Genomic DNA, 11,676 nt, shown 5'->3' on the forward strand with positions numbered 1-11,676 from the left:
AAGGTCATCGAGCGCGCACGTTGCCGGTCTGTCCGGGCGCCGTGCGCGGAACGGGCGCGGCGTGGGCCGCCGGGACCAGGGAGGCCATGTGGGGCAAGCCGGACAGGCGGTCGATGAACGGGCGGCGGACGATGCGCTCGCGCGCGGCGAGCGGTTTCGCGCGCTCGTGCTGCCGCATCTCGACGCCGCCTACAACCTCGCGCGCTGGCTGAGCGGCAGCGCCGGCGATGCGGACGACGTCGTCCAGGATGCGTGCATGCGCGCACTGCGCTTCGTCGATTCGTGTCGCGGCGACAACGCGCGGCCGTGGTTGCTGACGATCGTGCGCCACACCTGGTACACCGAATGGCGGCGGCGCACGCATGCGCACGAGGTCGCGCTGCCCGACACGCTCGACGATGCCGACGTCCCCGATGACTGGCAGCCGGCGACGGAGGACCCGCTCGCGCACCTGCTGCGCGGCGAGAACGTGCGGCTCGTGAATGCGGCGCTCGCGAAGCTGCCGCCCGAATACCGCGAGGTGCTCGTGCTGCGCGAGATGGAGGACCTGAGCTACCGCGAGATTGCGGCGATCGCGGACGTGCCGGTCGGCACGGTGATGTCGCGGCTCGCGCGCGGCCGGCGCAAGCTCGCCGCGCTGCTGGGCGGCGTGCCGTCGTCGGCGACCGAAGGCCGGCCGGGCCGAGCGCCGGCGGGCGGAACCGCATCGGAGGCTATCGATGGACTGTAACGAAGCGCGAGCGTTGCTGGACGCGGACGTCGACCGCGAGCTGTCGGCGCCCGATGCGTTGCGGGTCCAGCTGCATGTCGAAGGGTGCGACGCGTGCCGCCGCGAACGCGCGCGGATCGTCACGCTGGCGCAGGCCGTACGGCAGGCCGATTATCACCGCGCGCCGGACGCGCTGCGGGCGAGCATCCTCGCGAGCCTGCCGGCAGCGGCCGACGCGCCTGCTCACGAGCCGTCGCGGGCTGAGCCGCGGCGGCCGCGCGGCCGCGACTGGTTTTCCTGGCTGACCGGGCGCGGCGGGGCGGCCCGACCGGGGCCGGCCGGCATCGGCACCAGGCCGCGCGTGGCCGCGTTGCCGGGCCTCGGTTGGGGCGTCGCGTTGCTGATGGCGGTCGCGGCGGCGGGCGGCATGGCGTGGTCCACCCGTCACGCCGACACCGACCGGACGGTCGACGAACTGGTCGCGAGCCACGTGCGGGCCGACTTGTCGGCGCGCGACATCGACGTGATCTCGACCGACCAGCACACGGTCAAGCCGTGGTTCAACGGCCGGCTCGACTATGCGCCGCCGGTCGAGGATCTCGCCAAGAGCGGCTTCGCGCTGGTCGGCGGCCGGCTCGACTACGTCGGGCGGCGCCGCGTCGCGGTGCTCGTCTACCGCCACCGGCAACACGTGGTCGACGTCTACGTGCAGCCGGCCGGGGAGCGGCCGGCGGCCCCGTACACGACCGTGTCGCAGGGCTATGCGCTCGACCGCTGGAACGCGGCCGGGATGACGTGGTGGGCCGTGACCGACGCCGAGCCGGCGGCGCTCGCGGCGTTCCGGACGGCGCTCGACGCGCGACTTGCCAGCACGCCCGGCGAATGACCGCGGCGGCGGGCGGGCGCGTGGGCGTTCCGACCCCGGCTGCCGAGAGGCCGAGCGGAGGGTGCGTGGCCCGACGGACCCGTTCAAGTCTTTGAAAACACGGCCGAATCCGGTGACCAATCGTCGATTGGCCTTGCATGCGCCCCGTAACCGGGTTAGAATCTTCGGCTTCTCACTTGCCACACCGGTTCAGACGCCCGGGTGGCTTTAATCCACAAGGAGTGTGTAATGCGTCATTACGAAATCGTATTCATCGTGCACCCCGATCAAAGCGAGCAAGTGCCCGCGATGATCGAGCGTTACAAGTCCACGATCACGTCGCACGGCGGTCAGATCCACCGTGTCGAAGACTGGGGCCGTCGCCAACTGGCCTACATGATCGAGAAACTCGCGAAGGCTCACTACGTCTGCATGAACATCGAGTGCGACCAGACGACGCTCGACGAACTCGAACACGCGTTCAAGTTCAACGACGCCGTGCTGCGTCACCTCATCGTCAAGATGAAGAAGGCCGAAACCGGCCCGTCGCCGATGATGAAGGAAGTTCAGCGCGAAGAAGCCAAGAAGGCGGCTGCAGCTCAGCCGGCCGAAGCGCAGGCTTAAGTTCGTCACTCATTAAGCCATCAAGGAGCGCGCCACTCACGTGAACAGGTTGCAATTGACGGCGAGCGTCGTCGAACGCGCACCGGTGCGATATACGCCGGCCGGTGTTCCGATCGCAAGCGCCACATTGCATCACCGCACGGAAGTCGTCGAAGCAGGCATTCCCCGTCAGGTCGAAATGACGATCGAGGCGGTGGCGGCCGGTGAGGCGAGCGGCAAGCTGGAAAGTCGTGAAATGGGCGTCGAAACGCTGTTCACGGGCTTCCTGGCAAAGAAAAGCCGCAACGCGAGAACCTTGGTGTTTCACATCACAGCATTGCAGGACATTGGAAAGGACTGAAATCATGCCCCGCCCGACTGGTAAGAAATTCGACAAGCGTCGTCAGCAACAAAACCCGCTCTTCAAGCGCAAGAAGTTCTGCCGTTTCACGGCTGCAGGCGTCGAGCAGATCGACTACAAGGACACGGAAACGCTGAAGGACTTCATCGGCGAAAACGGCAAGATCACGCCGGCTCGTCTGACGGGTACGAAGGCGCACTATCAGCGTCAGCTGGATACGGCCATCAAGCGTGCGCGTTTCCTCGCGCTGCTGCCGTACACCGATCAGCACAAGGCGTAATCAGGCGACGCAATAAGGAGAATTCGAATGCAAATCATTCTGTTGGAAAAAGTCGCCAATCTGGGTAACCTCGGCGATATCGTCAAGGTCAAGGACGGTTACGCTCGCAACTTCCTGATCCCGAACCGCAAGGCTCGCCGTGCAACGAAGGAAGCGATCGCCGAATTCGAAGTGCGCCGCGCTGAACTCGAAAAGATCGCCGCTGAAAAGCTGGCCGCATCGCAGGCAGTCGGCGAGAAGCTGAACGGCCAGTCGTTCGAAATCACGCAGAAGTCGGGCGTCGACGGCCGTCTGTTCGGCTCGGTCACGAACGGCGACGTCGCTGAACTGCTGAAGAAGGCAGGCTACGAAGTCGAGAAGCTGCAAGTGCGCATGCCGGAAGGCCCGCTGAAGATGATTGGCGAGCACAACGTGCAAGTCGCGCTGCACACGGACGTCGTCGTCGACGTCACGATCAACGTGATCGGCGACCACGCGTAAGCGTAGACGCAAGCTTGCCGGGCGGCTTCCGCCGTCCGGACAAGGGCAGGCGCCCGGGTAACCGGGGCCTGCCTTTTTTATTGCCCGCTCGCCGGCAAGCGGTGGTAGCGCTGCCGCCATCTATTCGCGATAATCCCAACCCATGAACGCGCCGCAAGATCCCCAAATCGAATCGCTGAAAGTCCCGCCGCATTCGGTCGAAGCCGAGCAGTCGGTGCTCGGCGGCCTGTTGCTCGACAACGCGGCATGGGACCGGATTGCCGACTTCCTGTCGCAGGGCGACTTCTACCGCTACGACCACCGGATCATCTACGAGCACATCGGCCGCCTGATCGCGTCGACGCGCCCGGCCGACGTCGTGACCGTGTACGAAGCGCTGACCACGTCCGGCAAGGCCGACGACGTCGGCGGGCTCGCGTACCTGAACGCGCTCGCGCAGAACACGCCGAGCGCGGCGAACATCCGCCGCTACGCGGAAATCGTGCGTGATCGCGCGGTGCTGCGCCGGCTCGTGTCGGTCGCCGACGAGATCTCGGCCGACGCCTTCAATCCGCAGGGCAAGGAAGTCCGCCAGCTGCTCGACGAGGCCGAGTCGAAGGTGTTCTCGATCGCCGAAGAGGGCGCGCGCGGCAACCAGGGCTTCCTCGAGATCGGCCCGCTGCTCACGCAGGTGGTCGAGCGCATCGACACGCTGTACCACACCGCGAACCCGAGCGACGTCACCGGCACGCCGACGGGCTTCGTCGACCTCGACCGGATGACGTCCGGGATGCACGGCGGCGAACTGATCATCGTCGCGGGGCGCCCGTCGATGGGTAAAACGGCGTTCTCGATGAACATCGGCGAATACGTCGCGGTCGAGTATGGATTGCCGGTCGCGGTGTTCTCGATGGAAATGCCGGGCACCCAGCTCGTGATGCGTATGCTCGGCTCGATCGGCCGGCTCGACCAGCACCGGATGCGCACGGGCCGCCTGACGGACGAGGACTGGCCGAAGCTGACGCACGCGGTGCAGAAGATGAGCGAGGCGCAGCTCTTCATCGACGAGACGGGCGGCCTGAACCCGATGGAATTGCGCTCGCGCGCGCGGCGTCTGGCGCGGCAGTGCGGCAAGCTCGGCCTGATCATCGTCGACTACCTGCAGCTGATGTCGGGTTCGTCGCAGGGCGAGAACCGCGCGACCGAAATTTCCGAAATCTCGCGATCGCTGAAGAGCCTCGCGAAGGAACTCGACGTGCCGGTGATCGCGCTGTCGCAGTTGAACCGCGGCCTCGAACAGCGCCCGAACAAGCGTCCGGTGATGTCGGATTTGCGCGAATCGGGCGCAATCGAACAGGATGCGGACGTGATCCTGTTCATTTATCGCGATGAGGTCTACAATCCGGACAGCCCTGACAAGGGGACGGCCGAAATCATCATCGGCAAGCAGCGTAACGGTCCGATCGGGCCCGTTCGGCTCACGTTCCTGGGGCAATACACGAAGTTCGACAATTTTGCCGGGGCGCAGACCTTCTACGGCGAGTAAAGCCGGTTGTAAACACCTATTTCGCCAAATGTTGTATCCAATCCCGGCGTGCGCATATGCGCACGTCGCGTCGCGACCGAAACCGGTACAATGTCGCCCGTTTTCGTGACAGTAGTTTGACAATCTCTCAGGAATCCCATGTTCGGTCGATTCATGCCCACCGAGGGCAAGTTCTTTGAACTCTTCAACGCGCACGCGAAGCACATCGTTTCCGGTGGCCGCGAGCTCGAACTGCTGATCGACAATCTCGCCGACGCCGAGATTCACAAGCAAAACGTGCAAATCGCCGAGAAGGCCGCCGACAAGCTCACGCACGAGGCGATCGATCTGCTGCACAAGACCTTCATCACGCCGCTCGATCGCGACGAGATCCACAAGCTGATCACGACGATGGACGACATCCTCGACCTGATGGAAGACGTCGCGACGGCCGTGTCGCTGTACGACGTGCAGTCCGTCACGTCCGAGGCGAGCCAGCTCGCGCACATCGTCACCCAGTCGGCGCAACACGTGCAGCAAGCCGTCGGTTTGCTGTCCGACATGAAACAGTCGGCGCAGATCCTCAAGCAATGCGAGGAAATCGATCGCTGGGAATCGGAAGCCGACCGCGTGCTGCGCGCGGCGATGTCGAAGCTGTTCCGCGAGGAAGACGACGTGAAGACGCTCATCAAGCTGAAGGCGATCTACGAGCTGCTCGAAGAGATCACCGACAAGTGCGAGGACGTCGCGAACATCATCGAAGGCATCGTGCTGGAAAACGCCTGAGCGGACCACGATGCATTCGATACAACTCGCCCTATGGATGGTCGCGGCACTGGTGCTCGTCGCGCTCGTATTCGACTTCATGAACGGCTTTCACGATGCGGCGAACTCGATCGCCACCGTCGTGTCGACCGGGGTGCTGAAGCCCCAGCAGGCCGTCGTGTTCGCGGCCGCGTTCAACGTGATCGCGTACTTCATCTTCCACCTGAAAGTCGCGCAGACCGTCGGTAAAGGCACGATCGACCCCGACATCGTCGACCATTACGTCATATTCGGCGCGCTGGTCGGCGCGATCGGCTGGAACGTGATCACCTGGTACTACGGGATTCCGTCGAGCTCGTCGCACGCGCTGATCGGCGGCCTCGTCGGCGCGGCGCTCGCGAAGTCGGGCTGGAGCTCGCTGAACATCGACGGGCTGCTGAAGACGATCGCGTTCATCTTCATTTCGCCGCTGCTCGGTTTCATCCTCGGTTCGCTGTTCATGCTCGGCGTGTCGTGGCTGTATTTCCGTACCGCGCCCAGCAAGGTCGACCGGCGCTTCCGCCGGCTGCAGCTGCTGTCGGCCGGGCTGTACAGCCTGGGCCACGGCGGCAACGACGCACAGAAGACGATCGGTATCATCTGGATGCTGCTGATCGCGAGCGGCTACGCGTCGGCGACCGCCGATGCGCCGCCGGCGTGGGTGATCGGCGCGTGTTACCTGTCGATGGGCCTTGGTACGCTGTTCGGCGGCTGGCGCATCGTGCGCACGATGGGCCAGAAGATCACGAAGCTCAAGCCGGTCGGTGGTTTCTGTGCGGAAAGCGGCGGGGCGATCACGCTGTTCGTCGCGTCGTTCCTCGGCATTCCCGTGTCGACCACGCACACGATCACCGGCGCGATCGTCGGCGTCGGCGCCACGCAGAAGCTGTCGGCCGTGCGCTGGGGTGTCGCCGGCAACATCGTGTGGGCGTGGGTGCTGACGCTGCCGGCGGCCGCGCTGTTCGCGGCCGGCGGGTGGTGGCTCGGGCACCAGATCTTCTGATCGCCGACGCCGCCTGATCGACGCGAAATGCGCCGCGAGCCGAAAGGCCGCGGCGCATTTTCTTTTGGGGAGGCGGAAGGTTGCGGCGAAGCGGTGGAGGGTGGCAGGTGCCGCCAGCGTCGTGACGATCGGAAACGGTCAGTAACTGCCGGTCGCAAACCGTGCAATCGGATCGTCCGCCGTACTCGTGCGCGGGCTGACGGGTGCGGATTGCGTCGATGCACGCAATACCTGCACGGGCGCGGGCTCGATACTGCGTGCCGGCGCCGACGCGGTGGCGGGCGGCGGCTCTGCATCGAAGGCGGCAGCCTGGGCGGCCGTCAGTGCAGTCGTCGGAATCTGCGTGCCGACCTCCGCCGGGGCTGCATTGGCCGCCATCGCGGTTGCGCCGTCATTCACCGACGTGGCTTGCTGCTGGGCCGCCTGTATCCTCTGTGGCGGCGGTTCGTACGGATCGGCGGCCGGTGCTGCCGGTGCAGCTGCGGCGGCCGTCACGACCGGTGTGCTCGGGATGGTCGGTGCCTGTGCCTGCGTTGCTCTTGCTTGCGACGACGCATACGCGGGCTGCCGCCGCTGTGCGACGGCAGCCGTCACGACCACCGGAGCGGCCGCGACCGCCGGCGGATTACGCGGCTCGTCGCGCTTGGCCTCGTAAGTCGGCGCATCGAACGGCGTCGGGGCCGAGCGCGGCGGCGCGACGCGGCGAATGCCGTCGAATCGCTTGGCCCAGTACGGGTTCGTCAGGTAGTCGAGCCGTACGGTGCCGCCCGTCGACGGCGCGTTGACGAAGCGCAGCTTGCCGACGTAGATGCCGACGTGCGAATGCGGCCGTCCGGTCGTATTGAAGAAAATCAAGTCGCCCGGCGCGATCTCGTCGGGTTCGACCGATACGCCGCGGCCGCTCATGTCGGCAGTCGTGCGCGGCAGATTGACATCGGCCGCGCGGCCGATCACGTAGCGCACGAGTCCGCTGCAGTCGAAGCCGCTCGTCGGCGTGTTGCCGCCCCAGCGATACGGGACGCCGACGAGGCTCATCGCCTGGATCGAGATTTCTTCCTGGCCGACGCTATGGTCGACGAATTTCGGGAAATTGGCGGGCGCGGGGAATGCGCGCGGCGTCGTGATCTTCATGCCCGACGCGGAACGCGATGCCGACTGCGGCGGCACGCTGGAGCAGGCCGCAAGCAGGGAAACGACGGCGACGGGGACCCAGATTCGAAGCATGGCAAGGCGGGCGAGCACGGCGCGCTCGCGAATCGTATGACAACAGATAGGCCCGATGGTAGACGCTCCAGCGGGGCTTAAGCAACCATTCTTGAGAATTTACTTGAAGTTTCGCGCGTAAACTGCGTTGTTGCGTGACAGGGCGTTACCTTCGTTTTCGACCCCAAATAAAAACGGCGCTCCGGGAATGGAGCGCCGCGTGGCGTCGAAAGCCGGCCGATCGGCCGGCGTGCGCGTTACAGAATGTCCGATGCGTAGTCGGCGAGCCGCGAGCGTTCGCCGCGTGCGAGGGTCACGTGGCCGCTGTGGCCCCAGCCCTTGAAGCGGTCGACGACGTAGGTCAGGCCCGAGCTGCCTTCGGTCAGATAAGGCGTGTCGATCTGCGCGATGTTGCCGAGGCACACGATCTTCGTGCCGGGGCCCGCGCGCGTGACGAGCGTCTTCATCTGCTTCGGCGTCAGGTTCTGCGCCTCGTCGATGATCAGATACTTGTCGACGAACGTGCGGCCACGCATGAAGTTCATGCTCTTCACCTTCAGGCGCGAGCGGATCAACTCCTGCGTCGCGGCACGGCCCCATTCGCCGGCCGCGTCGTCGGTCTTCTGCAGCACTTCGAGGTTGTCGTCGAATGCACCCATCCACGGCTGCATCTTCTCTTCCTCGGTGCCGGGCAGGAAACCGATGTCCTCGCCGACGGGCACGGTCGCGCGCGTCACGATGATCTCGTTGTAGCGCTTGTCGTCGAGCACCTGCGCGAGGCCGGCCGCGAGCGCGACGAGCGTCTTGCCGGTGCCGGCCTGGCCGAGCAGCGTGACGAAGTCGATCTCGGGGTTCATCAGCAGGTTCAGCGCGAAGTTCTGCTCGCGGTTGCGCGCGGTGATGCCCCACACGTTGTTCTTGTGGTGGCTGTAGTCGCGCAGCGTCTGCAGCAGCGCCGTCTTGCCGTTCAGCTCGCGGACGATCGCATGGAACGTCGGCTCGCCGTTCTGCGGCTCGAGATAGACGAACTCGTTGACGAGCATCGACGCGACGAGCGGGCCGGTCACGCGGTAGTACGTGGTGCCCGTCTTCGTGTCCTGCCAGCTCTCCATGCCCTTCGCATGCTTGGTCCAGAAGTCCTGCGGCAGTTCGCGCACGCCGTTGTACAGGAGATCCGAATCCTCGAGGACCTGGTCGTTGAAGTAGTCTTCCGCGGGCAGGCCGAGCGCGTGCGCCTTGATCCGCATGTTGATGTCTTTCGACACCAGCACGACCTGGCGGTCGGGCCGGTCGCGCTGCAGCGCGCGCACGACGCCGAGGATCTGGTTGTCGGCCTTGCCTGCGGGCAAGCCTTCGACCGGCGCGATGTCGGCGAGCTTCGTCTGGAAGTACAGGCGGCCGACCGCCTCGCGGCTGCCGAGACGCGACAGCGGGATGCCGTCCGAGATCGGGCCGCCGTCGGCGACCAGCGCGTCGAGCGTGCGGCTGACCTGACGGGCGTTACGCGCGACTTCGGACATCCCCTTCTTATGGTTGTCGAGTTCCTCGAGCGTCATCATCGGCAGATAGACGTCGTGTTCCTCGAAGCGGAAGAGGCTGCTCGGGTCGTGCATCAGCACGTTGGTGTCGAGCACGAACAGTTTCTGCTGTTCGACTTCGGCGGGCTTGCGGCTGCGCGACTTCGTCGCGGCGCCGGCATCGCGAGCGGGCGCGGCGGCCGGTTTCCCGGCGGCCGGCTTGTCGTTGCGTGCAACGACCGGTGCCGCGGGGGCCGCAGGCGCCTGCAGCGGCTGCAGCAGCGCGGCCGTCTGTCGGGTCTTGCGGCCGCGCGCGGGCGCGCTCGCGGCATCGGGCGCCGAAGACGCGACGGCGCGCAGCGGCGCGGCCGTGTTCGCGGCTTCGATCATCGGTTGGGCCACGCTGGCCGGACCATAGTCACCGGCTGTGGATGCGTCCCCTTCGGCGGATTTCTTCGCGGCTTTCGCGGGCCGCGCTTTCGCCTTGTATTCGTCGGGCGGCAGCAGGCTGCCGAGCTTGCTGGGGGGAGTAGGCAAAGGCATGGTGTCCCTCGGGAGGAATCGTGTCGCATGGCGTGCGCCGCTGATCGCATCCTGCGTGACGTAGACGCATGCAGTTTGCGCGCGGTGGCGCACAGGAATTTCGTCTAGCCGGTTCGCCTAAGTGTCGATCAGCTCCTCGATGCGGTAAGGGCCGGACCGGGGAGGGCCGGCGCGCGTTCCATAAAAAAAGCCGCTGCCCCGTCGACAGGGACATGCGGCTCGGCTGATGCCGTCGTGCGCGTCAGGTGCCGGGAAGCATTGCAACGGGCACGGGCGCAGCTACGAGAAATATGGGGCGAACTGGCATTCATTGCGGCCCAATATAACGCGCCTCAAAGCGCTTGTACAGCCTTTAGCACGTCGTCCACGTGACCCGGTACCTTGATGCCGCGCCATGCCTGGCGAAGCACGCCGTCGGCGTCGAGCAGGAACGTCGAGCGCTCGATTCCGCGCACTTCCTTGCCATACATTTTCTTCATCTTGATGACATCGAACAGCGCGCACAGTGCTTCGTCGGCATCGGAGATCAGCGGGAACGGCAGCTCGAGCTTGGCCTTGAAATTGTCGTGCGAGCGCAGGCTGTCGCGCGACACGCCGATGACTTCCGCACCGGCCTTCTTGAACTTCGGATAGAGATCGCGGAACTGCAGCCCTTCGGTCGTGCAGCCCGGCGTGTTGTCCTTCGGATAGAAGTACAGCACGAGCTTCTTGCCCTTCAGGTCGGACAGCGAAACGTCGCCGCCCGTGGCCGGTGCGGTGAAATCGGGAACTTGACGGTCAACTTCGACAGACACGTGTTTCTCCTGTTGTTATGGAAGGGCGCCGCCGCGGCGGCGCGGTTCGGCGGGGCGTCGCGGCAGCGCGCCGCGAGGGCGGAGCGGCGACGCCGGCTCGCGCGCGAACTCAGTCGGGCTGGACGATCAGTTCGCCGGAGCGGCCGGGGATTTCGCCCCACGTGACAGGGTACGATGGCAGCGAGTCGCGGTCCAGCGTCGCGTGGTAGTCGCCCATCGTCGCGAACGTGTGGCCTTGCGCACGCCAGCCGGCGAGCAGTTGCTCGAACACGGGCGCGAGCTTCTGGCCTTCCAGCTCCGCATGCAGCGTGAACACCTGGTCGTGCGGATTGGTTGCGGTGAACGCGAGGATGTGCGCGGCGACGTTGTGCGTGTCGACGCCGTCGATGCCGAGTACTTCGTCGAGCGTCGGCAGCGTGGTCGGCATCTGCACATGCGACAGCGTGCGGCCGCCGACGACGGGCAGGTACGGCGAGTGGCCGCGGCCGTCGGATGCGTAGCGCATCCCCCACGCGTCGATCTGCTCGAACGCGGCATCGTTCATCTGCCAGCCGGCCGCGCCGTGCGTGACGGGCGGCGCGCCGAAGATCTCGATGAAGCGCGCGTGACTCTTCTGCATTTCACGCGCGGTCCAGTCGCGGTCGCGTGCACGCACGTTGTCCTGCCAATACACGTGATCCCACGTGTGGATCCCGCATTCGAAGCCGGCCTCGTGAATCGCGCGCATGTCGGCGATCGCGCGGCGGCCGATGTCGGGGCCGGGCAGCAGCACGCCGTACATCAGCTGCTTCACGCCGTAGTGTTCGACCACCGACGTGCGCGACACCTTCTTCAGGAAGCCCGGGCGGAACACGCGCCGCAGCGCCCAGCCGGTGTGATCCGGGCCGAGGCTGAAGAGGAAGGTCGCGCGCGCATTGAAGCGATCGAAGATGCGCGCGAGGTTCGGCACGCCTTCGCGCGTGCCGCGCAGCGTGTCGACGTCGATCTTGAGGACGATACGAGCCAAGCGA

General features: G+C 65.8%; 13 protein-coding genes and 1 pseudogene. 10 read left to right on the forward strand and 4 right to left on the reverse strand.

All coding sequences use genetic code 11. The annotated features are described in order from the left end of the window. Positions 1-88: 88 nt before the first annotated feature. The 9 genes from BLS50_RS15570 to BLS50_RS15610 all read left to right on the forward strand — a co-directional run bounded on the left by BLS50_RS15570 (position 89) and on the right by BLS50_RS15610 (position 6,609). A complete protein-coding gene (locus BLS50_RS15570; protein WP_027813615.1) occupies positions 89-730 on the forward strand; it encodes an RNA polymerase sigma factor in 642 nt (213 codons plus the stop codon). After that, the gene (locus BLS50_RS15575; protein ID WP_074802572.1) at positions 720-1,595 is read left to right on the forward strand and encodes an anti-sigma factor family protein; all 876 of its coding nucleotides are present in this window, start codon (positions 720-722) and stop codon (positions 1,593-1,595) included. The genes BLS50_RS15570 and BLS50_RS15575 overlap by 11 nt, the downstream gene beginning before the upstream one ends. 228 nt (positions 1,596-1,823) lie before the next feature. Then, on the forward strand, positions 1,824-2,198 hold the full coding sequence (gene rpsF, locus BLS50_RS15580; protein ID WP_006486255.1) for a 30S ribosomal protein S6: 375 nt from the start codon (positions 1,824-1,826) through the stop codon (positions 2,196-2,198). Between the two features lie 40 nt (positions 2,199-2,238). Further along, positions 2,239-2,538 (forward strand): primosomal replication protein N, encoded by a 300-nt coding sequence (gene priB / locus BLS50_RS15585; protein WP_006486250.1) that lies wholly within the window; start codon positions 2,239-2,241, stop codon positions 2,536-2,538. A gap of 4 nt (positions 2,539-2,542) precedes the next feature. Continuing rightward, positions 2,543-2,818: a 30S ribosomal protein S18 gene (rpsR, locus tag BLS50_RS15590; protein WP_006486248.1), complete on the forward strand. Its 276-nt coding sequence runs from the start codon at positions 2,543-2,545 to the stop codon at positions 2,816-2,818. A 27-nt stretch (positions 2,819-2,845) separates the two neighbouring features. Further along, entirely contained in the window at positions 2,846-3,298 is a 453-nt protein-coding gene (gene rplI, locus BLS50_RS15595) for a 50S ribosomal protein L9 (RefSeq protein WP_006486256.1), read from the forward strand. A 142-nt stretch (positions 3,299-3,440) separates the two neighbouring features. After that, positions 3,441-4,823 (forward strand): replicative DNA helicase, encoded by a 1,383-nt coding sequence (locus tag BLS50_RS15600; protein ID WP_006486249.1) that lies wholly within the window; start codon positions 3,441-3,443, stop codon positions 4,821-4,823. 138 nt (positions 4,824-4,961) lie between these two features. Then, positions 4,962-5,588 (forward strand): DUF47 domain-containing protein, encoded by a 627-nt coding sequence (locus BLS50_RS15605; RefSeq protein ID WP_006478627.1) that lies wholly within the window; start codon positions 4,962-4,964, stop codon positions 5,586-5,588. 10 nt (positions 5,589-5,598) lie between these two features. Then, a complete protein-coding gene (locus BLS50_RS15610) occupies positions 5,599-6,609 on the forward strand; it encodes an inorganic phosphate transporter (RefSeq protein ID WP_006478628.1) in 1,011 nt (336 codons plus the stop codon). Between the two features lie 138 nt (positions 6,610-6,747). On the opposite strand, the gene BLS50_RS15615 is transcribed toward BLS50_RS15610, so the two are convergent. Continuing rightward, a complete protein-coding gene (locus BLS50_RS15615; protein ID WP_074802573.1) occupies positions 6,748-7,833 on the reverse strand; it encodes a C40 family peptidase in 1,086 nt (361 codons plus the stop codon). A gap of 236 nt (positions 7,834-8,069) precedes the next feature. Next, positions 8,070-9,872 carry a PhoH family protein gene (locus BLS50_RS15620; RefSeq protein WP_012328664.1) on the reverse strand — a complete coding sequence of 601 codons (1,803 nt, stop codon included), beginning with the start codon at positions 9,870-9,872 and terminating at the stop codon, positions 8,070-8,072. On the opposite strand from BLS50_RS15620, the pseudogene BLS50_RS36340 reads away from it, so the two are divergent. After that, positions 9,768-10,009, forward strand: a pseudogene (locus BLS50_RS36340) (hypothetical protein); the annotation flags it as partial. The gene BLS50_RS15620 and the pseudogene BLS50_RS36340 sit on opposite strands and share 105 nt — an antisense overlap. Positions 10,010-10,204: 195 nt before the next feature. Here the strand turns inward: BLS50_RS36340 and BLS50_RS15625 are convergent. Next, positions 10,205-10,666: a peroxiredoxin gene (locus tag BLS50_RS15625; RefSeq protein ID WP_011549652.1), complete on the reverse strand. Its 462-nt coding sequence runs from the start codon at positions 10,664-10,666 to the stop codon at positions 10,205-10,207. A 109-nt stretch (positions 10,667-10,775) separates the two neighbouring features. Further along, positions 10,776-11,672, reverse strand: a complete 897-nt coding sequence (locus BLS50_RS15630) for a polysaccharide deacetylase family protein (protein ID WP_027813611.1) — start codon at positions 11,670-11,672, stop codon at positions 10,776-10,778. Positions 11,673-11,676: the final 4 nt, after the last annotated feature.

Source organism: Burkholderia orbicola (assembly GCF_900100915.1).
In the GTDB taxonomy this organism is placed as follows: domain Bacteria; phylum Pseudomonadota; class Gammaproteobacteria; order Burkholderiales; family Burkholderiaceae; genus Burkholderia; species Burkholderia orbicola.

Bases quoted from the DNA above. Each gene is read 5' to 3' on its own strand.
- BLS50_RS15600 (WP_006486249.1), top strand. From the start codon at position 3,441: ATGAACGCGCCGCAAGATCCCCAAATCGAATCGCTGAAAGTCCCGCCG.
- rpsR (WP_006486248.1), top strand. From the start codon at position 2,543: ATGCCCCGCCCGACTGGTAAGAAATTCGACAAGCGTCGTCAGCAACAA.
- rplI (WP_006486256.1), top strand. From the start codon at position 2,846: ATGCAAATCATTCTGTTGGAAAAAGTCGCCAATCTGGGTAACCTCGGC.
- BLS50_RS15575 (WP_074802572.1), top strand. From the start codon at position 720: ATGGACTGTAACGAAGCGCGAGCGTTGCTGGACGCGGACGTCGACCGC.
- BLS50_RS15620 (WP_012328664.1), bottom strand. From the start codon at position 9,872: ATGCCTTTGCCTACTCCCCCCAGCAAGCTCGGCAGCCTGCTGCCGCCC.
- BLS50_RS15610 (WP_006478628.1), top strand. From the start codon at position 5,599: ATGCATTCGATACAACTCGCCCTATGGATGGTCGCGGCACTGGTGCTC.
- rpsF (WP_006486255.1), top strand. From the start codon at position 1,824: ATGCGTCATTACGAAATCGTATTCATCGTGCACCCCGATCAAAGCGAG.
- BLS50_RS15615 (WP_074802573.1), bottom strand. From the start codon at position 7,833: ATGCTTCGAATCTGGGTCCCCGTCGCCGTCGTTTCCCTGCTTGCGGCC.
- BLS50_RS15605 (WP_006478627.1), top strand. From the start codon at position 4,962: ATGTTCGGTCGATTCATGCCCACCGAGGGCAAGTTCTTTGAACTCTTC.